The 21,333-nt window shown below is 34.5% G+C and carries 22 protein-coding genes, 1 tRNA gene and 2 pseudogenes; 14 read left to right on the top strand and 11 right to left on the bottom strand.

Annotated elements, in window-relative coordinates; translation table 11 throughout:
- Positions 1-45: 45 nt before the first annotated feature.
- Genes GTO82_RS01140 through trpS form a run of 3 tightly spaced genes read right to left on the bottom strand, consistent with a single transcriptional unit; the run spans position 46 to position 2,159 of the window.
- A complete protein-coding gene (locus GTO82_RS01140) occupies positions 46-633 on the bottom strand; it encodes a TPM domain-containing protein (RefSeq protein ID WP_180873481.1) in 588 nt (195 codons plus the stop codon).
- Positions 623-1,111, bottom strand: a complete 489-nt coding sequence (locus GTO82_RS01135; RefSeq protein ID WP_180873480.1) for a deoxycytidylate deaminase — start codon at positions 1,109-1,111, stop codon at positions 623-625. The genes GTO82_RS01140 and GTO82_RS01135 overlap by 11 nt, the downstream gene beginning before the upstream one ends.
- 19 nt (positions 1,112-1,130) lie before the next feature.
- Positions 1,131-2,159 carry a tryptophan--tRNA ligase gene (gene trpS, locus GTO82_RS01130; protein WP_180873479.1) on the bottom strand — a complete coding sequence of 343 codons (1,029 nt, stop codon included), beginning with the start codon at positions 2,157-2,159 and terminating at the stop codon, positions 1,131-1,133.
- Positions 2,160-2,293: 134 nt separating this feature from the next.
- Here trpS and GTO82_RS01125 point away from each other — a divergent pair.
- Together GTO82_RS01125 and GTO82_RS01120 are read left to right on the top strand one after the other, a co-directional pair.
- Positions 2,294-2,906, top strand: a pseudogene (locus GTO82_RS01125) (SOS response-associated peptidase family protein).
- A 26-nt stretch (positions 2,907-2,932) separates the two neighbouring features.
- Positions 2,933-3,003 (top strand) — tRNA-Gly (locus GTO82_RS01120).
- A 43-nt stretch (positions 3,004-3,046) separates the two neighbouring features.
- Here the strand turns inward: GTO82_RS01120 and GTO82_RS01115 are convergent.
- A complete protein-coding gene (locus GTO82_RS01115) occupies positions 3,047-3,709 on the bottom strand; it encodes a CPBP family intramembrane metalloprotease (RefSeq protein WP_180873478.1) in 663 nt (220 codons plus the stop codon).
- 137 nt (positions 3,710-3,846) lie between these two features.
- Between GTO82_RS01115 and GTO82_RS01110 the strand changes: the two genes are divergently transcribed.
- The 9 genes from GTO82_RS01110 to GTO82_RS01070 all read left to right on the top strand — a co-directional run bounded on the left by GTO82_RS01110 (position 3,847) and on the right by GTO82_RS01070 (position 11,619).
- Positions 3,847-4,707 (top strand): ROK family protein, encoded by an 861-nt coding sequence (locus tag GTO82_RS01110; RefSeq protein WP_180873477.1) that lies wholly within the window; start codon positions 3,847-3,849, stop codon positions 4,705-4,707.
- 202 nt (positions 4,708-4,909) lie between these two features.
- Positions 4,910-6,289, top strand: coding sequence for a glycoside hydrolase family 1 protein (locus tag GTO82_RS01105; protein ID WP_180873476.1), 1,380 nt, complete (start codon positions 4,910-4,912; stop codon positions 6,287-6,289).
- Entirely contained in the window at positions 6,289-7,719 is a 1,431-nt protein-coding gene (locus GTO82_RS01100) for a PTS sugar transporter subunit IIC (RefSeq protein WP_180873475.1), read from the top strand. Before GTO82_RS01105 ends, GTO82_RS01100 begins: the two co-directional genes overlap by 1 nt.
- A gap of 145 nt (positions 7,720-7,864) precedes the next feature.
- A complete protein-coding gene (locus GTO82_RS01095) occupies positions 7,865-8,188 on the top strand; it encodes a PTS sugar transporter subunit IIB (RefSeq protein WP_004898688.1) in 324 nt (107 codons plus the stop codon).
- Positions 8,189-8,192: 4 nt separating this feature from the next.
- Complete coding sequence (locus GTO82_RS01090; RefSeq protein WP_180873474.1) at positions 8,193-8,441, top strand: hypothetical protein; 249 nt, start codon at positions 8,193-8,195, stop codon at positions 8,439-8,441.
- 89 nt (positions 8,442-8,530) lie between these two features.
- Positions 8,531-8,857 carry a PTS lactose/cellobiose transporter subunit IIA gene (locus tag GTO82_RS01085; RefSeq protein ID WP_003647909.1) on the top strand — a complete coding sequence of 109 codons (327 nt, stop codon included), beginning with the start codon at positions 8,531-8,533 and terminating at the stop codon, positions 8,855-8,857.
- Complete coding sequence (locus GTO82_RS01080) at positions 8,857-9,582, top strand: GntR family transcriptional regulator (protein ID WP_180873473.1); 726 nt, start codon at positions 8,857-8,859, stop codon at positions 9,580-9,582. The genes GTO82_RS01085 and GTO82_RS01080 overlap by 1 nt, the downstream gene beginning before the upstream one ends.
- Positions 9,583-9,647: 65 nt before the next feature.
- Positions 9,648-11,141, top strand: coding sequence for a glycoside hydrolase family 1 protein (locus GTO82_RS01075; RefSeq protein WP_180873472.1), 1,494 nt, complete (start codon positions 9,648-9,650; stop codon positions 11,139-11,141).
- 70 nt (positions 11,142-11,211) lie between these two features.
- Positions 11,212-11,619 (top strand): DUF3284 domain-containing protein, encoded by a 408-nt coding sequence (locus GTO82_RS01070; protein ID WP_180873471.1) that lies wholly within the window; start codon positions 11,212-11,214, stop codon positions 11,617-11,619.
- 49 nt (positions 11,620-11,668) lie between these two features.
- Here the strand turns inward: GTO82_RS01070 and GTO82_RS01065 are convergent, their stop codons facing one another.
- From GTO82_RS01065 to GTO82_RS01055, 3 genes are all read right to left on the bottom strand, one after another.
- Positions 11,669-12,367, bottom strand: coding sequence for a GntR family transcriptional regulator (locus GTO82_RS01065; protein WP_180873470.1), 699 nt, complete (start codon positions 12,365-12,367; stop codon positions 11,669-11,671).
- Positions 12,368-12,442: 75 nt separating this feature from the next.
- The gene (gene celB, locus GTO82_RS01060) at positions 12,443-13,795 is read right to left on the bottom strand and encodes a PTS cellobiose transporter subunit IIC (protein ID WP_180873469.1); all 1,353 of its coding nucleotides are present in this window, start codon (positions 13,793-13,795) and stop codon (positions 12,443-12,445) included.
- A 22-nt stretch (positions 13,796-13,817) separates the two neighbouring features.
- Entirely contained in the window at positions 13,818-14,315 is a 498-nt protein-coding gene (locus GTO82_RS01055; protein ID WP_180873468.1) for a PTS cellobiose transporter subunit IIA, read from the bottom strand.
- A gap of 197 nt (positions 14,316-14,512) precedes the next feature.
- On the opposite strand from GTO82_RS01055, the gene GTO82_RS01050 reads away from it, so the two are divergent.
- Positions 14,513-15,961 (top strand): 6-phospho-beta-glucosidase, encoded by a 1,449-nt coding sequence (locus GTO82_RS01050; protein WP_180873467.1) that lies wholly within the window; start codon positions 14,513-14,515, stop codon positions 15,959-15,961.
- A gap of 146 nt (positions 15,962-16,107) precedes the next feature.
- Positions 16,108-16,539 (top strand): Hsp20/alpha crystallin family protein, encoded by a 432-nt coding sequence (locus tag GTO82_RS01045; RefSeq protein WP_034525285.1) that lies wholly within the window; start codon positions 16,108-16,110, stop codon positions 16,537-16,539.
- A 45-nt stretch (positions 16,540-16,584) separates the two neighbouring features.
- Here GTO82_RS01045 and greA read toward each other — a convergent pair whose 3' ends face one another.
- Positions 16,585-17,046 carry a transcription elongation factor GreA gene (gene greA / locus GTO82_RS01040; protein ID WP_180873466.1) on the bottom strand — a complete coding sequence of 154 codons (462 nt, stop codon included), beginning with the start codon at positions 17,044-17,046 and terminating at the stop codon, positions 16,585-16,587.
- Positions 17,046-17,672 (bottom strand): hypothetical protein, encoded by a 627-nt coding sequence (locus GTO82_RS01035; RefSeq protein WP_180873465.1) that lies wholly within the window; start codon positions 17,670-17,672, stop codon positions 17,046-17,048. Before GTO82_RS01035 ends, greA begins: the two co-directional genes overlap by 1 nt.
- A gap of 161 nt (positions 17,673-17,833) precedes the next feature.
- Here GTO82_RS01035 and GTO82_RS01030 point away from each other — a divergent pair, with 161 nt between their 5' ends.
- Complete coding sequence (locus tag GTO82_RS01030) at positions 17,834-19,144, top strand: C1 family peptidase (RefSeq protein ID WP_180873464.1); 1,311 nt, start codon at positions 17,834-17,836, stop codon at positions 19,142-19,144.
- A 54-nt stretch (positions 19,145-19,198) separates the two neighbouring features.
- Here the strand turns inward: GTO82_RS01030 and GTO82_RS01025 are convergent.
- A pseudogene (locus tag GTO82_RS01025) lies at positions 19,199-20,470 on the bottom strand (ISL3 family transposase).
- A 200-nt stretch (positions 20,471-20,670) separates the two neighbouring features.
- Positions 20,671-21,324: an HD domain-containing protein gene (locus GTO82_RS01020; protein WP_180873463.1), complete on the bottom strand. Its 654-nt coding sequence runs from the start codon at positions 21,322-21,324 to the stop codon at positions 20,671-20,673.
- Positions 21,325-21,333: the final 9 nt, after the last annotated feature.

Genomic DNA, 21,333 nt, shown 5'->3' with positions numbered 1-21,333 from the left:
AATTTCTATTGATACTTTAACGGCTAACTAGCTTTTAGTCAAGCCCTAATGTGGCTTTCGCGTGCTTTTGAATAAAACTAATCCAAAACTAATTAAAGCTGCAATCACTAATCCCCAAACTAAACTTACACTTTGTGGATGATCAATTTTTTGTAACTCTTCTTGCGTCAAAGAATTTTTATCATAAGATAACTTATCTTTTTGGGCAATTAAAGTTGCACAGGCATTAAAAACTAATCGAATTCCTGAGTTGAAGCTTGCTTTTTTCTCACTTCTTAATTTATCGCCTGCATATCGAATAATGTTGCTACACTTATTTTGTGTCAAAACATCTTGGTAATTTTTACCAACAAGAATTTGAACATTTTTTCTTTTATTTTGTAATGCAGCTACAATAATTACCTGATTTTTCATCGGCCTAATTTTATTTATATCATTACTATTTTTTAGACTTAAAAGCCGAATCTCAGGTTTATTTTTTGTTTTTTGATACTCTTTATTTTTTTGAGTTACTAACTCTTTAGTTTGGTTATTAAATAAATTTTGCGGATCACTAACAAAAAAAGCTGTACTAGCAGTAAATAGTAAAAAAGAAATTAGAAGTAGTCCAAAACTGATAAACTTATTTTTCATTATCCGCCTTCTCTAACCTGTCAGCTAAGCTTTGAACATATTTATGATCTAGCGTTACTTGCTCAATCGCCACACCCTTTTCACGTAATAATTTGAGTGCTAACGGATTATCATGATAATCATAATAATAGTTAATTTTCTTAATACCGGCCTGAACTAAGCACTTGCTGCAATTAAAGCAAGGAAAATAAGTCACATAGATTTCAGTACCTTCAGTTGAAATGCCGTTTTTAGCACACTGAATTAAGGCATTCATTTCCGAGTGAATAGTTCTAACACAGTGTCCATCAACCATTAAATGCCCAACGTCATCACAATGAGGCTGTCCAGAAACACTTCCATTATAGCCAGTGGAAATCATCCGGTCATCCTTAACTAGCACACTTCCCACTAGGGCACGATCACAAGTTGAGCGCTGTGCAATAACTAACGCCTGCATCATAAAATATTGCTTCCACGGAATCCTGTCTCTCGTCATCAGTCTTACCCTCTTTAAATTATTTATTTAATCTATCAAAATAATTTAAACCAATTGCTTCTCTAACTTCTTGTAAAGTTTGGTTAGCAACTTCATTTGCCTTCTTTGATCCCTCTAGTAACATTTCGTATACAGCATCTGGATCTTGAGCAAACTTCTCTCGACGCTCTCTAATTGGCCCAAGTTCTTCTTCAAGAACCTTGTTCAAATAGCGCTTAATTTTAACGTCCCCTAAGCCACCTTTTTGATATTGTTCCTTAAGTTCAGCCACCTTATCTTTATCTGGTGCAAAAACATCAAGATAAGTAAAGACAGTATTACCCTCTACTTGACCAGGATCTTCAACATGAATATGGTTTGGATCTGTGTACATTGACATAACTTTCTTTTGTACAGTCTTTGCATCATCAGACAAGTAAATTGCATTTCCAAGTGATTTAGACATTTTTGCATTTCCATCTAAACCTGGAAGTCTACCTTGTCCCTTGGGTGGGAAGTAACCCTTTGGTTCAACTAAAATATCAGTGTTATAAACTCTATTAAAAGTACGAACAATTTCTCTAGTTTGCTCAAGCATTGGTTCTTGATCATCCCCAACTGGGATTACTGTTGCTTTAAAAGCAGTAATATCTGCTGCTTGAGAAACTGGGTAGTTTAAAAAACCAACTGGAATTGAATCCTTAAAGTTCTTTTGCTTAATTTCAGTTTTAACAGTTGGATTTCTTTCTAGACGTGCAACTGTTACCAAATCCATGTAATAAGCAGTTAATTCAAAAAGAGCAGGGATTTGTGATTGCACATAGATAGTAGACTTTTCAGGATCTAGTCCAACAGCTAAGTAGTCCAAAGCTACTTGAATTAAGCTATTCTTAATTTTTTCAGGATCTCTAGCATTATCAGTTAATGCTTGAGTATCGGCAATCATAATATAAGGCTCATATTTACCTTCATTTTGTAATTTTACACGGTTTTTTAAGGAGCCAATATAGTGACCAATATGAAGCTTTCCGGTTGGTCTGTCTCCAGTTAATAAAATTTCCTTTGTCATATTTTTTCTCCAATATATCTGTAATCTTTAGCTTTACCTCCAATTCTAGCAAAAAACCTTATTTGTTTAAACTTACCTAAAACTTGCTAAAATTAAATTGAGAGAAAAATTATATAAAGAAAGGATAAATACGGATGTGTAGTCATTATGAAATGCCGTCGCTTAAAGAAATTAAGACATATCTAAAAAACTGATTTAAAATTACCGCTAGTTGTACCAAAAAACATTGAAGACAAATTTGAATCTGTTACTCAAATTTATCCTAAATCTCCATCTTTAGTTATGCTATATAGCGATGACGAACTAAAGTTAGTCGAAAAGAAATGGGGCTATCCTAGTCCATTTAAAAAGAATCGAGTAATTTATAATGCTCGGGTAGAGCGTTTTTATGAAGAAAAGCCATCAATGTGGGATGATTCATTTGCTCGTCAGCGTTGTATTATTTTAGCTAATGAATTCTGGGAAAGCAGCAAGCAAACTTACCTTGCTTCAAATAACAAAACCTATCATGAGCACTCATCTTTTACTGCAAAAGATGAACCGATGGCACTAATTGCTGGCATTTATAAAGATGATGATTTTTCAATGGTTACTACTGCTTCTAATGATACTGTTCTTCCAGTCCATGAAAGAATGCCATTAGTATTAAAGCCATCTGAATTACGTCGTTGGCTCTTTCAAAACTTTACTTCTCTACTTGATCGTTCAGAATATAATTTAGACAGGCATCAGTTGCCACATCGTTAGCAAAATGATATAATCATTTTGCTTATGCGGGTATAGTTTAATGGTAAAATGTCAGCTTCCCAAGCTGAAGATGCGGGTTCGATTCACGCTATCCGCTTATATTAAAAACGAGGAACTTTACGAAGTTCCTCGTTTTTTTGTTAGGCTAAAATCACCATAAAAATTCCATTTAGGATTGCTAAATAAATTGGCATCACAATTCTTTGTGAATATAAGTAAGACCAAGCAAAAAGCATCCCGTAAAGACTATTGAGAATAAACAAACTAAATGAAGCTTGAAAATTAAGTATTCCATAGAAAAAGCCTGAGCAAATAATTCCCGCTATTCCGCTAGCCATATTCTGGGCTCTAAACCCATAATTAAAGAAAAAGCCTGTTGTTAAATATACTTGCATCGCTGGTAGCAAAAGACCAGTAGAAAATATGAGAAACCAAAATAAAAGATTACATTCAGCCTTTTGATAGATCACTTGAAAAGACATTAAAGGAATGCTCCCCTTGGTTTGAAGATAGGAAACAAAAACGCGTCCTAAAATCACCAGAATAGATACACCAACTATAAATCCATAATCTGCTAATAAAGGCATTGTGGGCTTTTTTTCAAAAAATCGTTGTTCTCGATTAAATTGACGAATATAAAAATATAAAGTAAACAAGGCACAAAGTAAGAAAAAAAAGTACCCAATTTTATTTACATGATCATTTAACAGAGCTAATTTTTTAACTCCAATTACAATTAGATACAAGACCAAATAAACAATATATCTAGTTAAATTTCCTTGTCTGGACGATGGTGTATTCATGTCTTTTCCCCTTTATATCAATTACTTTCAATTATAGCAAAGCATTTAATATTAGTTACACTTCATAAAAAATATATACTTATTGACAGCGCTTACTTTGATGATTAACATGAAAGATAAAAAGAGAGGTAATACTAATGAACTTAATTGCAATTGATATTGGCGGCACAACTATTAAAATCGCTACTTGGATAAATCAAAAATTAAAACTGATATTTACGATTGATACACCAGATAATTTAGATACTTTTTATGAGGAATTAAGTGATGCAGTTAATGAAATAAAAGCTAATCATAAAATTGAGGGTGTAGCTATCTCTTCCCCCGGTGCTGTTAATAAAGCTACTGGAGTGATTGAAGGGGCAAGTGCTCTACCTTATATTCATAACTTTAAGATCGTGCCTGAATTAGAAAAGAGATTTGGTCTGCCAGTAAGTATCGAAAATGATGCAAATTGTGCAGCTCTTGCCGAAATCGCGGACGGAGCAGCTAAAGGATGCAAGAGTATGGCATTTTTAGTTATTGGCACTGGTGTTGGCGGAAGTATTATTATTAACAATCAAATTTGGCATGGCGCTCATCTCTACGGTGGTGAATTTGGTTTTATGATTATTGATGGTGAGCAGCTAAGCGATCTAGCTTCACCTGTTACCATGGCTAAGCGCTACAATAAAAAAACTGGAAAAGATTTTGATGGTAAGACCGTTTTTGAACTTGCTGACACTGATGATCCAATTGCTCAAGAAGAACGTGGAAAGCTACTTCATGCTCTTGCTGTTGCAATTTTTAATATTCAACACAGTTTTGATCCTGAAAAAATTATTATTGGTGGTGGAATTTCACAAAATCCGGAATTAGTTCCACTACTTGATGATGAGATTGCTAAATTAAGAAATAAGATCGAAGTTACGACAATTAAACCAATTTTGGATATTTGTACGTTAAAAAATGAAGCAAATTTGCGTGGAGCGGTTGCAGATTTTGAAAAAGAGCATTAAATTTTATATAGACACTTTTTTATTATTAAATAAATGTGTTTGAAAGCATCATGAAAAAGGACTGAGGAAACTACCTCAGTCCTTTTTTGTTATCTAATCAAGCAAAAGTATATATTTTTAAATAAAAGTGCTTTACTTTTATTCCAAATAAGATTATATTTATACATGTAAAATATGTAAGCGATTGCAAAGAAGGAATATTATGAATAAGCACAAAATGCCTAAAGACTTCTTCTGGGGCAATTCAGTTTCAAGTATGCAAACTGAAGGTGCCTGGAATGAAGACAGTAAAGGCTTATCAGTTTACGATGTGCGCCCTGCCACAGAAAATACTACAGATTGGCACACCGCAATTGATGAGTACCATCGTTATGATGAAGATTTAGACCTAATGAAAGAAATGAATATGAATATGTATCGTATTCAAATTTCTTGGTCAAGAGTTTGTCCCGAGGGAGACGGGGATTTTAATCCTAAGGGAATTGAATTTTACGACAAATTAGTAAATGCCATGCTTGATCGCGGAATCGAGCCAATGATTTGTCTTTATCACTTTGACATGCCTCTACACCTAGCAAAAGAATACAACGGTTTTATGTCACGCCATGTTGTTGATGCTTTTGTTAGATTCGGTAAAAAGATGATTGATCATTTTTCAGACCGAGTTAAGTACTGGATTGTTTTCAATGAACATAATCTTTACTTCCAAGATGAAGTATTTAACATCTCTGGCTACGAAAAAGGTGACAAAACTTTAGATGATATGTATACCATCTTTCACCACACCATGATCTGTCATATTCGATTAGCTAATTACATCCATGAAAAATATGATGATGTGAAAATCGGCGGAATGCTTGCCTTCCAACAAATTTATCCTGAAACTTCGAAATCTACAGATGTTTGGGCAGCAAAACAAATTCAAGAATTTTTAAATTTCAATATTTATGATGCAGATACTGGCCGCGGTTATTCACCGGAAGTACTGCAATATGCTAAAGACCACAACATTAATTGGGATATAACTGAAGATGATAAAGAAGAAATGAAAAAAGCAAAGGCTGACTTTTTAGCCTTTAGTTACTATTCTTCTTGGACAGTGTCAGCTGATAAAATTCCTGCTGACGTTGCTCCTAACCGTTACATGAATTATGGCGGTGTAGAAAACAAGTATCTCAAGACAAATGCTTGGAGCTGGACAATTGATCCACTAGGCTTTAGAAATGCTATTACCACTATGTACAACCATTACAAGATTCCAGTCTTCCCAATTGAAAACGGAATCGGCCTAAAAGAAACTTGGGATGGTGAGCATATGATCGAAGATGATGAACGTATTGCTTACCACGAGGAACATATTAAGGCTATGAAAGATGCAATGTTCTTAGATGGAGCTAAAGTTTTAGGTTATCTAGGTTGGGGATTAATCGACATTCCAAGTTCACATGCCGATATGGAAAAGCGTTACGGTGCTGTTTATGTCAACCGTTCAAATCATGACTTAAAAGATTTAAAACGTGTTCCAAAGAAATCATTTTATTGGTTCCAAAAAGTATTGAAAGATAATGGAGACGAAATATAATGAGCGAACAAAAACAATCAGGCTTTAGTGTGTTTGTTAATAAACACATACTGCCTCCAGTAATGAAATTTGTTAATACTAAGGCTATCCAAGCCTTACAAAATGGTATGATTTATACTTTACCATTTATTCTTATTGGATCTATTTTCTTAATTTTAGGAAATATTCCTATTCCAGCTGTAGCTAATGCAATTAATGCTTCCGGTTGGGGTGCATTCTTCAACCAAGCCTACACTACTACTTTTAGTATCATGGCTATGTGGGCATCAGTTGGTATTGCCTATATTTATGTTAAAAATGAAGGCTATGAGCCATTAGCACCTGGTCTTACTTCATTAGCTGCATTCTTAATGCTTCAAACTTTAACTATTGACAGCCCATTAAAGAATGCCATGGCTAAAGGTATTGACGGTGGAATGAGTGCAAAAGCCGTAACTGAAAATATTGATAAGTTACCACACGCTTTACAAACATTCTTAGAATCACCAGTTACAGGTGTCTTCAACATTACCTGGCTTGGTGGCGACGGAATGATCGCTGCAATTATTGTTGGTTTATTAGTCGGCTGGATTTACTCAGCTATTATGAAAAAAGGTTGGACTATTAAGTTACCTGAACAAGTTCCAGCTGCTGTTTCTAACCAATTTACTGCTATGATTCCATCAGGAATTATCTTAATTGGTACTATGCTTATTTATGCAGGCTTTAAGTTAACTACTGGTTCAGACTTCTTACAATGGACTTACCAAACCCTTCAAATTCCACTTCAAGGTATCTCTGATTCACTTGGTGGTGCCATCGCTATTGGTTTCTTAGTACCATTCTTCTGGTTCTTTGGTGTTCACGGTGGTTTAATTGTTGGTTCTCTTGCCGGCCCTATGCTTCAAGCTAACTCTTTTGATAATGCTCAATTGTACAAAGCTGGTAAATTAACTATTGCCAATGGTGCCCACGTTGTTACTAACGAATTCTACAACAACTTTATTAACTTAACTGGTTCAGGCATCACTATTGGTTTAATTATCTTCATTTTAATTGCTGCTAAATCAGCACAACTACGTTCAATTGGTAAAGTTGAATTAGTTCCGGGCATTTTTAACATTAATGAACCATTCCTATTCGGTTTACCTATTGTTATGAACCCATTCTTAGCAATTCCATTCTTCTTAACACCAGTTGTAGTTTCTATCTCAACTTACTTCGTAATTAAGACTGGTATTATTCCCCCTCTTAATGGTTTTGCTTGTCCATGGACAATGCCAGCTGTTATCTCTGGTTTCCTAATTGGTGGCTGGAAGATGGCAATTTGGCAAGCATGTACCTTAGTTATTTCAACTTTGATCTACTGGCCATTTGCTAGAAAGTACGACAAGATCCTAGTCCAACGAGAAGCTACAGCGCTTAAGAAGGACGAAGCTGAAGGTAAATAATTTTTTAGCTATTAATTAACACTTATGATTAAAATCGTGCTATAATGTAAATGCTTTCAATGATGAAAGTGCATACATTTAATTTATAGATCAACACTCAAACACTGAAAAACACTTAATTAGATTTACAAAGGAGATAATTATTATGGCAGATAAAACTATTATGTTAGCTTGTTCAGCAGGTATGTCAACTTCATTATTAGTATCAAAGATGCAAAACGCAGCTAAAGAAAAAGGCAAGGACTACAAGATCTTTGCTACTGCAGCATCAGGTATCCAAGATGAAATTGATAAGGAACACCCAGATGTATTAATGCTTGGACCTCAAGTTCAATACATGGAAGACAGTGTTAAAAAGATTACTGATGAAGCAGGCATCCCATTAGCAGTTATTAACATGCAAGACTACGGCATGATGAATGGTGAGCATGTTCTTGAAACTGCTCAAGAATTAATGGGCGATAAATAGTCAAATGACTGACGAAATAAAAATTGTTAATGAATTTGATCGTAATGGTCATCACTTTAAAATTGGTGTCAGTGCAGATGGACAAGTTTCTATTTATTTAGATAATGAAACTAAGGCTCATCATGGTTACCATTTTCCCGGTATGATTCAGATTCCTAAGGGTCTTGAAATTGATGGAAAAATGATTTTACAACTACCAATTGACTGTGATGCAGCAATTGATCAAGGAATTCAAGAATTAAAACAAAAATAATTTATGGGAGATGCTTGCTGACATAGTAAAATAAAATATTGTCAGGAGCATCTTTTATTTTAAAAATACTATCTAGGAGAATTAAAATTATGGCACAAGAAAATAGCGATAACATGCAAGTTGTAATGGGAATTATTATGCAAGCAGGTAATGCAAAAGCTGCTGCTATGCAAGCAATTCAAGCTGCTAAAAAGGGCGATTTTGACAAGGCTGACGAATTTATTAAGCAAGCAAATGAAGGCTTAGTAAATGCTCACAATGTTCAAACTGATATGCTAACTCAAGAAGCACAAGGTAACCACGTAAAAGTTGACCTTTACATGGTTCATGCTCAAGACCACTTAATGACAGCTATTACTTTTATTGATTTAGCTAAGGAAGTAGTAGCTGTTTACAAAAAAATGGCTGAAAAGTAATGACTGCTGAAGCAAAGTACTTAAAAGTTGCTCGAATTCTACAAAAAAGAATTGAAGATGGGATCTATAAACCACAGACTCCCCTTCCTGACCAAAAAACACTTGCAGAAGAATTACACGTAAGCCGTTTAACTGTTAAGAAGGCCTTAGATGGTCTACAAAGAAAAGGACTAGTCTATAAAGAATCCGGTCTTGGTACCTTTGTCTTAGGACCAGTTCCAATTCAGGATAAATTTGATTCACCAGCGAATGCTTTTAGTGGCTTAGCTAATTTACTAGGATCTGATGAGGTCACTAGCGATATTATTGAATTTAATGTTGAATTTCCAAATGAAGATATCCAACATTACTTAAAATTAAAATCTAGCGATCCAGTTTACAATATTCGGCGCCTAAGACGTCTTGAAGGTAAGCCTCTGATTCTTGAACATACCTTTATGCCAGTTAACTTGGTTCCAGATCTAAATGAAGATGTCTTACATAATTCTATCTATAACTATCTTCACCATAATCTAAAACTTAAGTTTGGGGTTGCCTATCGTAAAATCAAAGCTGCTAAAGCTGATGACTGGGATCAACAATATCTTCAAACTAAAAAAGACGATCCAATCTTAGAGCTTGAGCAAATCGTGTGGTTAAACAATGGTCAACCAGTTGAATATTCAACGAGCCGTAATCGCTACGATGAACGAAATTATGTCGTTTTAGAGACAAATAGCTTTTAAGTAAAAGTTCTAGAGCAATTCTAGAACTTTTTTATAAATTTAAACAAATTAAGAAAGGAAAAAATATGACTAAAACCTATTCAATGCCAAAGGATTTTTACTGGGGCGGCGCTAGTGCTGCAAATCAATATGAAGGTGGCTATAAAGACGGTGGAAAAGGATTAAATGCCGTTGATGTACTAACAAATGGTTCTGCTAATAAACCAAGAAGAGTTACCTGGAAAACTGCTGATGGCAAAACTGGATCTACTCCAATGGTTTGGGGAAAAGAGTTTAAACTTCCCGAAGGAGCAAAACCAGCTCCTTTAGCTGATTATTACTATCCAAGCCATGAGGGAACAGACTTCTATCACCACTATAAAGAAGATATTAAATATATGGCTGACATGGGCTTTAATATGTTCCGTCTATCACTAAATTGGTCACGTATCTTACCAAATGGCGACGATGACGAACCAAATAAAGAAGGATTAGCCTTCTATGATAAGGTCTTTGATGAATGTGCTAAATATGGCATTGAACCTTTAGTAACTCTCTCCCACTATGAAACTCCTTTATCTTTAGTTAATCGTTTTGGTGGCTGGAAAGACCGAAAAATGATTGGTATTTTTGTTCATTATGCTGATATTGTAATGAATCACTACAAAGGAAAAGTGAAATACTGGCTAACCTTTAACGAAATTAATGCTATGGACATGGCTCCTTATATGGGTGGTGGATTAATCGATGGTAGTGAACAAAATCGTGCTCAAGGAGCTCATAATCAGTTTGTAGCAAGTAGCAAAGTAGTTAAACTAGCTCATGAAATCGACAAAAACAATCAAGTAGGTCAAATGCTTGCCTACTCTGCTTACTATCCTTATACTGCTGATCCAGCTGATCAAATTTTAGTTATGAAAGCTAAACAAGAGATGCTCTTTTACTCAGATGTTCAAACTGGCGGTCGTTATCCTGAATATCGTTTAAAACAATATGAACGTGATGGCATCAAACTTGATGATAAGCCTGAAGACTATGAGCTAATTAAGAACTATCCAGCAGACTTTCTTAGCTTCTCTTGTTACACTTCTAATGTTCTTACTACACATGAAGCAGATGCAAAAGTTAATGGTAATGTTTCCGCAGGTGGCGTTAAGAACCCTTATCTTGATTATAATGCCTGGGGATGGGCAACTGACCCAGATGTATTACGAATTGCCTTAAATGATCTTTGGGATCGATACCATAAACCCCTCTTTATCGTTGAAAATGGTCTTGGTTGGGGTGATGAATTAACTGAAGATCATAAGGTTCATGATGACTATCGAATTAATTATCTTCGTGCCCAAATCAAATCAATGGAAGAAGCAGTTAATGAAGATGGCATTCCTTTGATGGGCTACACCATGTGGTCTGCAATAGATTTAGTCTCAAATGGTACTGGTGAAATGAAGAAACGCTATGGCTTTGTTTACGTCGACCGTGATGACAAAGGAAATGGATCTTTAAAGAGATATCCTAAGGATTCCTTTAACTGGTATAAAAAAGTCATTGCATCTCACGGAAAAGATTTAGACTAAAAAACAAGATAGAACCTAGCATTTCTAGGCTCTATTTTTTTGATAAGATAGATAGAGAAAGACAAACAAAATGATTACAATCAAAGAACAAGCAAACTTTAAAGCAAGAGATTTCTTTAATTACCTAGATAGACAGCTTACTGAAGCAATTAAAAAATCCCGTGGTAATGACTTACCTGTTAAAATTGCTGCAGGAACAACATATCAACAAAGAAATGTGAAAGCCGAAATCACTGAATATGAATTCGGTAAAAAACATGTTTCAGTTTTCAAATCACCTAAAATAGATGTTAAAATTGACTACTGTTTAACTAATACACCTCAAGGTTGTCAGATTATTTTTAAAGAAGATATTCTTAGTTATGATGAAAAGAAACATTCTAATATCGGTACATGGTTTTATAACTGGCAGTTAAAGCAAGGCGCAAAAAGGCAATTAAAACAAATGAAAAATAATGTCTTATCCTATACAAAATAAAAATAGTCCTAATCTCAAAGAATTTGTACTTTGAGATTAGGACTATTTTTTAAATAATGTCATCAGAACTTTGATCATAGAATTTAGAGTTTTGATAATTGTATACCAACTTAGAACTGTCAAATGGTGTTCCATTGGCTAAATAGAAAGTATCATAAACTTCTAAACACGGATCTCCTTCTTTTAATTCAAGATATTTTGCTTCATCGGCAGTCAATTTTCTAACACGCATATACTTGTCAGAAAATCGAATCTCTTTCTTTAATCCCTCTCTTATATAGTCAAAAATTGATCCTTCTGCTATTTCTTTACTCATGAAGGGAATCAGACTCTTACGATAATAAGACTCTTCTAAAACAAAAGGCTTCCCCTCTTGCCTACGCAATCTCTTAATGAAGTAGCATACTTCATCAGAATGAAGATATTCACTTAAAGGCTTGGGAGCTCTCTTGTCAGAAAACTCAATTACTTCTGTAGTAGGGGATTTTAATACATGTGCAAAACCAGCGTTATCAGTCAGTGACATGTAACCATCTTGTCCGGTAGGACGGACGAAAACTCCTGAACCTTGGACTTTATAAACAAGTCCGCGCTGGGTAAGTAATGTAATTGCCTGCAAAATAGTTGATTTTCCAACTTGATATTTTTTCATCAAGTCAGTAATAGTTGGCAATTTATCACCATGATGAAGCTGCCTTTCAGTAATATAATTTTTTATTTTGTCTGCAATTAATTCATATTTCTTCATTATTACATCCTTAAATAAAAAATCCTCATAGTTATATTTTAAACTACGAGGATTTCAAAAGCATATACTTTTTAATTATGCTTTAGTAGCATCAGCTTGTTCTTTCTTATAAATCGCTGTATCGTAGTGTCTAATAAATGGGAACCAAATTAAAAATGCTACTACAGCACATACAACTGAAAGAACGAACCCTTGCCAACTTGCAGTGGCAATCATACCACTTAATCCAACTGGAGTTGGCCATGGTTGTTGAACAATAATTTTAGGAACCATGTGAGTTGCGATTGCAACATAAGCTACAGCACCAGAAGCAAGTGGTGCACAAATAAATGGAATAAATAGACCAACATTATACACAATAGGTAATCCAAAAATTAATGGTTCATTAATATTAAAGATCGCTGGAATTAATTCAAGCTTACCTAATTCTTTTAATTGCTTCGATCTAGCCATAAACGCAATAAAGATAGCTGCACCCAAAGTAGCACCAGAACCACCAATAGTAACAAATGCATTTATGGGATCACCAGCAAACACATGGAAACCACCTTTTACATTATCTGCCATATTTGCTAAAACAATTGCTTGATAGAAACTCGATGTAATCGTAGCACCGTGGATACCAAACCACCATAAAAAGTGAATACAGAAGATAATAATCAGGAATCCCCACCAAGTATCAGCAATTGCAGAAATAAATGAGAATGGAATATATAATACTTGGAAAACATCAGTACCTAAGACAATTAAAATAATATCAATGATACCAATTGTAAATGCAACAACAAAACCAGGAATTAAAGCAGTAAATGAGTTAGCAACACCTGATGGAACAGATGCTGGCATCTTAATGCGCCAATTATGCTTAATACAGAAACGATAAATTTGAACAGTTAACCAAGCAACTACTAAACCGGTAAAAATTCCAGTTGCACCAATTCTAGTTAAACCTGAACCAGACACACCGTATCCGCCTGCTATTACATTATTATTTTTTAAAACATTTATAAAAATTGTACTGCCACTTTTCCAAACTAATTGTGGAACGGTAATGAATAAACCCATTAAAGTTAAAAAAACTGCGTTCAATGGGTCAAGCAACAAGTTTTCTTCTTTACGGTAAATATCTGCATAGTTGTAAGCAAATGACCCAGCAAAGAAAATTGCAATAATTCCCATAGTGGCATTATAAATAACTGTATACATATTATTAAACCGACCTATGGTATTATTGTAAAAATCTACAAATCCTTTAGCAGTAATAACTTGTGGTAAAACTGTTAAGACCAAAAACATTGATCCAATGATAGAAAAGGCAATAATTGAATAACCAGCACCCATAATTGCACGTACAAAACGTGAACCTGAGAACTTACCCAAAGCCTTCATCATTTTATCTTTAAATGATGGTTGTGCAGTGTCAGACATAGTACATCCCCCTCAATTTGTCCTACTGTCTATTACTTTCAAATGTCTTAATTGCTCGTGCATATTTGTCGCAGCCATTTTGAATATTGCTAATTCTTCTTAAAATCAAAATAGAACCTAAAATTCCAACAACTAGAATCGTAAAAATTACATTTGCGACATCATTTGTAGTCATAAAAGGAAATAGAATCTTTCCAAATGGTAAATAGCAACCTATAGCAAAGATTACATTTGCACCTAGCTGCAGCTGATAATACAGTTTCGTAAACTTCAAGTCAGTATTTCTAACATTCCATTTGCTTACCTGCTCTACTGAAGCTACTAATAATAAAACAAACAATAATCCCGAAATTATCGAAGCAACAATATCCTTGTAGCAAATTGCAAAAACTAACCAAAATAGATTAGTGAATAAGAACGCCGCAGAAAAATAACGAATCATTAAATAGCGGCTAAAATTTATAGATCTCACACTCATATCATGTTTCTTTTGTTCTAAACTCTGATCCCTTTTAGTCATTATTGTATCTGCCCTCCTAATATTGTTCCTGAACAATTCAGATAACATCTGTATAATACCTCATAATGAAATCGTTTGCAATAATTATCACTGTTTTATTATAAAAAATAAATTCTATACTTTTAATCTTTACAATTTAGTTTTTAATTTGTAGAATGAGTTTCGAAAACGCTTACTTTAGAAAGGACGTATTGAATATGACTGGATACACTATGCCTAAGGGCTTTTTATGGGGCGGCGCTGTTGCCGCTCACCAACTTGAAGGTGCATGGGATGAAGATGGAAAGGGAATGTCTGTAGCTGATGTTATGACAGTAGGATCAGCAACTAGGCCACGTGAAATTACTGATGGTATTATTTCTGGTAAAAACTATCCTAATCATGATGCCATTGATTTTTACCACCACTATAAAGGTGATATTAAATTAATGGCTGAAATGGGCTTTAAGGCGTTTCGTACTTCAATAGCTTGGACTAGAATTTTTCCTAAAGGCGATGAAGAAGAACCTAATGCAGCAGGTCTTAAGTTCTACGATGACTTATTTGATGAATGTCATAAGTATGGAATTGAACCTGTAATTACCCTTTCTCACTTTGAAATTCCTTATCACTTAGTCAAAGAATATGGTGGTTTTACTAACCGTAAATTAATCGATTACTTTGTTCGCTTTGCCCGTGTTTGCTTTAAGCGTTACAAGAATAAAGTTAAATACTGGATGACTTTCAACGAAATTGATAATCAATCTAGTTTTAACAATGACTTCTTAATGGCCACTAACTCTGGTATCTTGTTTAAGAATGGAATGGGCGATAAAGAAAAAGAAGCGGCTATGTATCAAGCTGCCCACTATGAATTAGTTGCTTCTGCTTTAGCAGTTAAAGAAGGCCATAAGATTAATCCAGACTTCCAAATTGGTTGTATGATTAACTACTCACCTGTTCGTCCTTTAACTCCATCATCAGATGATGTTTTACTTGCTGATAAGTTTGAACAAAGACGTGACTTCTTCTCCGATGTACACGTTAACGGTGAATATCCAAATGCTGTTGAAGATTACATTGAAAGAAATGGCTACCGTCCAGATATCACTGAAGAAGATAAAATTGCCTTAAAAGAAGGTACAGTAGACTACGTTGGCTTCTCATACTATCAATCCACTACTGTTTCAAGTAAGAAAGTTAAACCAGATGAATTAACTGACTTACAAGAAGCGATCGTAGAAAACCCTACTTTAGAGCGTAGTGACTGGGGTTGGGAAATTGATCCAGAAGGTTTGAGAATCTCTCTTAACCACCTAACTGACCGTTACCACAAGCCACTATTTATCGTTGAAAATGGTCTCGGTGCTTACGATAAGCGCGAAGCTGACGGTTCAGTTCACGATCCATATCGAATCGATTACTTGAGAAAGCACATTGAACAAATGGAAAAAGCTGTTGTTTTAGACGGCGTTGACTTGATGGGTTACCTTCCTTGGGGATGTATCGACTTAGTCTCAGCCGGAACTGGTCAAATGGATAAGCGTTATGGCTTTATCTATGTTGACAAGAACGATAAAGGAGAAGGAACGCTAGAACGCTCAAAGAAGGATTCATTTAACTGGTATAAGAAAGTTATTGAATCTAACGGTAAAGATTTAGATTAACTATTTAAAATAGGATTTAGAGCAGTTTCTAAATCCTATTTTTCATTTTATTAGCACTGTCTTACTTAGAGTGCTAAATGTTTTACTTTCCCTATGGACCTACTACAATAGAGATTGTAGAGAGCATAATGGAAGGAAGTTTTATTATGGCAAACGAAATGATGAAAAATCGTAACAACGATAATATGATGGATCAATTGAGTGATTGGTTTAGTTTTCCAAAAGACTTTTTTGACGACAGTTCCATCAAGAACATTATGCAATCTGATGTAGCAGAAACTGATAAGGACTATATTGTTAAGGTTGACATGCCAGGAATGGATAAGAAAGACATCAAAGTTTCATATAAAGATGGCGTTCTAAACGTTTCAGGTAGTCGGGATTCATTCGATAACTTAGACAATAACAATGGCAACGTTCTTCACCGTGAAAGAAGCGTTGGTCACATTCAAAGAAGTTATCGTATTCCTGATGTTGACTCTAAAGACATTTCCGCAAAAGACGTTAATGGCGTTTTAACCATTACCTTACCAAAGTTAACTGAAGAAGATAAGGAAAATACAATTAATATTGAATAAATTATTTAGAGAAGAAAAAGGCATCCCGCATAAGCGAGATGTCTTTTAATCTACCGCGATAATTTTAACATCGTAGTTTCCAGCTGGCGCTTCAATAGTTACTGTTACACCAGCTTTTTTCTTCATTAAGGCTTGTCCTAAAGGCGAATCAAAGGAAATTTTCCCCTTAGCTAAATCTGCTTCCATTCTACCAACAATCCGATACTTTTCAGCTTCATCGTCACCATCAAAAAGTAAAGTAACATTTGATCCTAAATCAATAGTTCCACTTTCATCTTTTTGAATAATTTCTGAATATCTTAATTGCTTATCTAAATAGCGCAAGCGACTTTGTAAATGCCCTAATTCCATCTTAGCTGTAGTATATTCAGAGTTTTCTGATAAGTCTCCCATACTACGAGCTTCTTGTAAGATTTTAATTCTTCGTGGCCGATCTTTTTTTAAGCGGGCTATCTCGTCTTTAATTTCCTGATAGCCTTCAGGCGTCATTTTCTGATAATAAACCATTATTTAACCTTAACATCATTTCCAGTAATCACATCTTGCTTGTAAAGATCACCATTCTTTACGGAATAATGACCGACAATTGTTCCAGTTGACTTCTCAGCTAAAGAATATTGCCCATTACCACCATCAATTAACGTAAAATTATCTGGTCCATAACTACCTGAATAGCCGTTTTCTTTAATAGTATTAGAAACCATCTTGTTAAACATAGCATCTGAAGAGTTATTAGCTGACGCAGCACTTTGACCGCTATTATTTTGAGTATTAGATGCTGAAGAATTTGATGAACCATTTGAATTATTTTGGTTTTCTGATTCATTTGAATTAGAAGAAGTATTAGAGCTTGCTGAGCCATTTTGGCTGATCTTCTTACTAGTACTACTCTTGGAATTTTCACTACTCTTATCAGTTTTTTTATCTGAACTGGTAGTTTCTGAATTATCAGTATCTATATCAGTCTTATCTTTCTTAGTTGTATGTTTTTTAGCTTTGTGGCTCTTTTTATGGCTTGTGTTAGTACTTTTAGCTTCATTATTATTGTTAGATTGGCTTGCATTATTACTGCAACCTACAGCTAAAAGCATTGTCATTAGGGTAATTCCTGATACAAAAATATTCTTTTTCATAGTTCTTCCCTCCGATATTGTTATCAATATTATACTTCAGAATCACACCTTAAATACTCATGAAAGCTACTTTCATTCACAAAATTAGTGTATTAAGTTGTGATTTGCTGTATAGTAAATATAATGAAAAACATGATAAAAAAATTAAAGGAGTGTCATTTATGGCTCACGAATTAACCCTACAAGAAATCGATCAATTCCGTAGTGACTTTGATAATTCACGTAATCAAGTAGTTTCTCGCGCAGCAATGCGATCTGGTGTGTTAGAGGCTTCATTTAATCCAGCAGTTACTAACCGTCTAAACGATGTATTCTCTGTCGAAGTAGAAACTGATAACGTTACTAACCAAATGCAGTCAGGTCGTTGCTGGTTATTTGCGACTTTAAATACTTTACGTCATGATTTTGGTAAAAAATATAAGGCTAAAAACTTCACCTTATCTCAAGCATATAACTTCTTCTGGGATAAGATTGAACGTGCTAATATTTTCTATGATGCAATTATTGATTCTGCTGATAAGCCTTTAGAGGATCGTACTGTTAAAGCCTACATGAACTTTGCTGGCTCAGATGGTGGTCAATGGGCAATGGCTGCTTCATTAGTTAAAAAATACGGTGTTGTACCAACTAATGCAATGCCTGAGAGTTTTAATACTAACCACACTGCTGGCTTAGCTGATGCTTTAGCTCGTAAGGAAAGAAAAGATGCCCTAGTTTTACGTAAATTAGTTCAAGAAGGTAAAACTGATGAAGTTGAAAAGAAGCGTAAAGAATTCTTAAGCGAAATTTACCGCATGACTGCAATTGCTGTTGGTGAACCACCTAAGACTTTTGACTTAGAATATCGAGACGATGATAAAAAGCTTCACTTAGATAAGGACTTAACTCCAGTTGAATTCTTTAATAAATACTGGGATGTTAACTTTGAAGATTATGTTTGTTTAACCAATGCACCAGATCATGAATATGGTAAGCTTTACTCTCTTCCATTTGAAGACAACGTTAATGGTGGTATTCCGATTACCTTTCTAAATGTCCCAATCGAATACTTAAAGGAAGCTTCTATTAACCAATTGAAAGACGGCGAAAGCGTTTGGTTTGGTAACGATGTCTTAAAGGAAATGGACCGCAAGACTGGTTACCTAGATACTGAATTATACAAGACCGATGAATTATTTGATGTTGATACTTATATGACTAAGGCAGAAAGATTGGCTACTGGTGAAGGCGAAGTTAGCCACGCTATGACTTTAGTCGGTGTTGACTTAGATAAGGGTGAAATTCGCAAGTGGAAAGTTGAAAACTCATGGAGTGAAAAATCTGGCCGTAAAGGTTACTTCACAATGAGTGATAAGTGGTTTGATGCATTTGTTTATGAAGTAGTTGTTAGAAAAGAATTCTTAACCGACGACCAAAAGAAACTCGCAAAAAGCAAGCCTACTCCACTTCCTGCTTGGGATTCACTAGCTTAGTAAAAACTAAAGGCTGTTTGTCAAATCCTGTTGATGAATAGTTTGTAAAGAGAGCTAAGCAACTAGAAAATAGTTGTTTGGCTCTTTTTCTTTTATAATATTTTCTTCGAGTCTAATTAATAAATGTTTGAAATTTCTATAGCCATAAGCAGTACGTTCAATTTGTTTAATCTTACGGTTAACTCCTTCAAGACAACCATTAGAATAAGTTGAGGTAATACCGTTTAGGACACCAGAATAATTACGTTTAAAAGTTAATAGAGTTTGATGCATTTGTTTACCAACACTTTGTTTTGAATGAAGTAGATGGATAACTTTCTTTTCATCGTTATCCTGAATAGCAAGTCATAAAGTCCTGCATAACCCAATAAGTATTTTCTAAGGTTTGGTCACAATCTAAACCATCTAAGACAACATGCTCCTGTGTTAGACAGTCCTTAAATGCCAGTCGTAATAAGGAGTAGTCTTATTAAGTTTGTCATATTTCATGAGATAAAGCTTCCAAGGAGACTTTAAAAGCTTATATTCATGGCTTTGCTTTTTAAATTGCTTCATGATTTGAACTCGGAAAATATTAAACGATCTAGTAAGCATTTGAACCATATGAAAACGGTCAATAACTATCTGAGCATTTGGAAATAATTCTCTAGCAACTAAAGGATAATAACAATTAAGATCCATAGTTACTGTTTTAACCATTGCACGAGCTTTAGGAGTGAACTTGTAAAAATAGCGTAGAATATCAGGTTTGAAACGAGTTCTAAGAATTTGAACAACTTTGTGAGTATCACCATCTAGACAAATAAAGTGAAGCTTTTTGCCTACACCTTTGAATTCATCAAAAGCTAAGTGTTCAGGGAGATGATCAAAGTTATCATAGAACTTAGAAGAGCAGGCTTCTAATACTCTTTGAACCGTGTTGACAGATACATTATGTTCTCTAGCAATGCTGGTCATTGAACGATCTTCAGTAAGAGCAGAAAGTATTTTTCGCTTAGAAGTGTTAGAGATATAGGAGCCTTTATTAACCAGATTAGATTGAGCCATAGATCTTTTTAAACAGTCATTGCAGAGAACACGTTGTTTTCTTAATCTGATAGTAACGGGCTTACTAGCATCAGCAGTAATGAAACGAACGTTAGAAACGTAATGACCGTTATGCTTAAGATTAGAGGAAAGACAGTAAGGACAATGGGACTGAATAAGTTCAGCTACATAGAGATTATGATATTTGCCGTTAATATATTTTTTAAAATAATCAGAAAAAATAATATTAGGATCTTCAATATTGAGATGAAATTTAATACAATCATTGTTAGAGGACATAAGCAATCACCTTTATTCTTTAGAGTGGAATCAGAAGATTTAATGCAGTGAGGCTTATGGCCTCTTTCTTTGTGCAATAAAAATCCTGTCGATAGAATATCATAGATATCCATCAACAGGAAAAAGTATAGAGCCAAACTAAAATATATACCAAAAAGAGATTTGTACCTATTGTTGATACAAATCTCTTTTTTCTTCAGCTATACATTCCATTCATTCATAAATTCTTGGACAAACTCATGCATATATTCAGTTCTCCGATGTGCTTCCTTTTTAGCAGCTGGAGTATTCATTAGACTTTCTAAATCAAATAATTTCTCATAAAAATGGTTAATTGTGGTTTCTACATGATTGCGATATTGATCATGACTAACTAGTTTTTCAGGCTTAATTTTGGGGTCATAAATCTTATTTCCGTGTTTTCCGCCATAAGTAAATGCTCTAGCAATTCCGATTGCCCCTAAACTTTCAATCCGATCAGCATCTTGCACATATTGTCCACTCAAAGGCAGTTGATAATGACGTTCAATATTAGCAGAAAAAGACATGTGTTGAATAGTAAATAAAATATCTTCTACTTCTAGATTCGTAAAACCAACCTTAGGCAATAATTCTTTGATTTCCTTTATAACTTTTTCGGGATCCTCACAAATCTTTTCATCAATCGTATCATGTAAATAACTTCCTGTCTGAATAATAGCAACGATTCTACTATCTTCATGTGCATCAGGATAATCGCTTAAATACATTTTTGTAGCTAAATTTGCTACACGCTGACCATGGTAATAATCGTGTCCTGTTTTTTCACCTTTTAGGTGATCTTTAGTAAATTGCTTAACTAATTCAATGTTCATTATCAATTT

The organism is Lactobacillus johnsonii (genome assembly GCF_013487865.1).
Lineage (GTDB): Bacteria > Bacillota > Bacilli > Lactobacillales > Lactobacillaceae > Lactobacillus > Lactobacillus johnsonii_A.
The sequence above is the reverse complement of the archived record's forward strand: the minus strand, read 5'-3'. Positions and strand labels throughout refer to the sequence as shown.

Excerpts from the sequence above, each read along its gene's own strand:
- trpS (WP_180873479.1), bottom strand. The coding sequence starts at position 2,159 with ATGACAAAGGAAATTTTATTAACTGGAGACAGACCAACCGGAAAGCTT.
- GTO82_RS01135 (WP_180873480.1), bottom strand. The coding sequence starts at position 1,111 with ATGACGAGAGACAGGATTCCGTGGAAGCAATATTTTATGATGCAGGCG.
- GTO82_RS01045 (WP_034525285.1), top strand. The coding sequence starts at position 16,108 with ATGGCAAACGAAATGATGAAAAATCGTAACAACGATAATATGATGGAT.
- GTO82_RS01110 (WP_180873477.1), top strand. The coding sequence starts at position 3,847 with ATGAACTTAATTGCAATTGATATTGGCGGCACAACTATTAAAATCGCT.
- GTO82_RS01140 (WP_180873481.1), bottom strand. The coding sequence starts at position 633 with ATGAAAAATAAGTTTATCAGTTTTGGACTACTTCTAATTTCTTTTTTA.
- GTO82_RS01020 (WP_180873463.1), bottom strand. The coding sequence starts at position 21,324 with ATGAACATTGAATTAGTTAAGCAATTTACTAAAGATCACCTAAAAGGT.
- GTO82_RS01035 (WP_180873465.1), bottom strand. The coding sequence starts at position 17,672 with ATGAAAAAGAATATTTTTGTATCAGGAATTACCCTAATGACAATGCTT.
- greA (WP_180873466.1), bottom strand. The coding sequence starts at position 17,046 with ATGGTTTATTATCAGAAAATGACGCCTGAAGGCTATCAGGAAATTAAA.
- GTO82_RS01050 (WP_180873467.1), top strand. The coding sequence starts at position 14,513 with ATGACTGGATACACTATGCCTAAGGGCTTTTTATGGGGCGGCGCTGTT.
- GTO82_RS01090 (WP_180873474.1), top strand. The coding sequence starts at position 8,193 with ATGACTGACGAAATAAAAATTGTTAATGAATTTGATCGTAATGGTCAT.
- GTO82_RS01115 (WP_180873478.1), bottom strand. The coding sequence starts at position 3,709 with ATGAATACACCATCGTCCAGACAAGGAAATTTAACTAGATATATTGTT.
- GTO82_RS01075 (WP_180873472.1), top strand. The coding sequence starts at position 9,648 with ATGACTAAAACCTATTCAATGCCAAAGGATTTTTACTGGGGCGGCGCT.
- GTO82_RS01100 (WP_180873475.1), top strand. The coding sequence starts at position 6,289 with ATGAGCGAACAAAAACAATCAGGCTTTAGTGTGTTTGTTAATAAACAC.
- GTO82_RS01065 (WP_180873470.1), bottom strand. The coding sequence starts at position 12,367 with ATGAAGAAATATGAATTAATTGCAGACAAAATAAAAAATTATATTACT.
- GTO82_RS01095 (WP_004898688.1), top strand. The coding sequence starts at position 7,865 with ATGGCAGATAAAACTATTATGTTAGCTTGTTCAGCAGGTATGTCAACT.
- GTO82_RS01070 (WP_180873471.1), top strand. The coding sequence starts at position 11,212 with ATGATTACAATCAAAGAACAAGCAAACTTTAAAGCAAGAGATTTCTTT.
- GTO82_RS01080 (WP_180873473.1), top strand. The coding sequence starts at position 8,857 with ATGACTGCTGAAGCAAAGTACTTAAAAGTTGCTCGAATTCTACAAAAA.
- GTO82_RS01085 (WP_003647909.1), top strand. The coding sequence starts at position 8,531 with ATGGCACAAGAAAATAGCGATAACATGCAAGTTGTAATGGGAATTATT.
- GTO82_RS01030 (WP_180873464.1), top strand. The coding sequence starts at position 17,834 with ATGGCTCACGAATTAACCCTACAAGAAATCGATCAATTCCGTAGTGAC.
- GTO82_RS01105 (WP_180873476.1), top strand. The coding sequence starts at position 4,910 with ATGAATAAGCACAAAATGCCTAAAGACTTCTTCTGGGGCAATTCAGTT.
- GTO82_RS01055 (WP_180873468.1), bottom strand. The coding sequence starts at position 14,315 with ATGACTAAAAGGGATCAGAGTTTAGAACAAAAGAAACATGATATGAGT.
- celB (WP_180873469.1), bottom strand. The coding sequence starts at position 13,795 with ATGTCTGACACTGCACAACCATCATTTAAAGATAAAATGATGAAGGCT.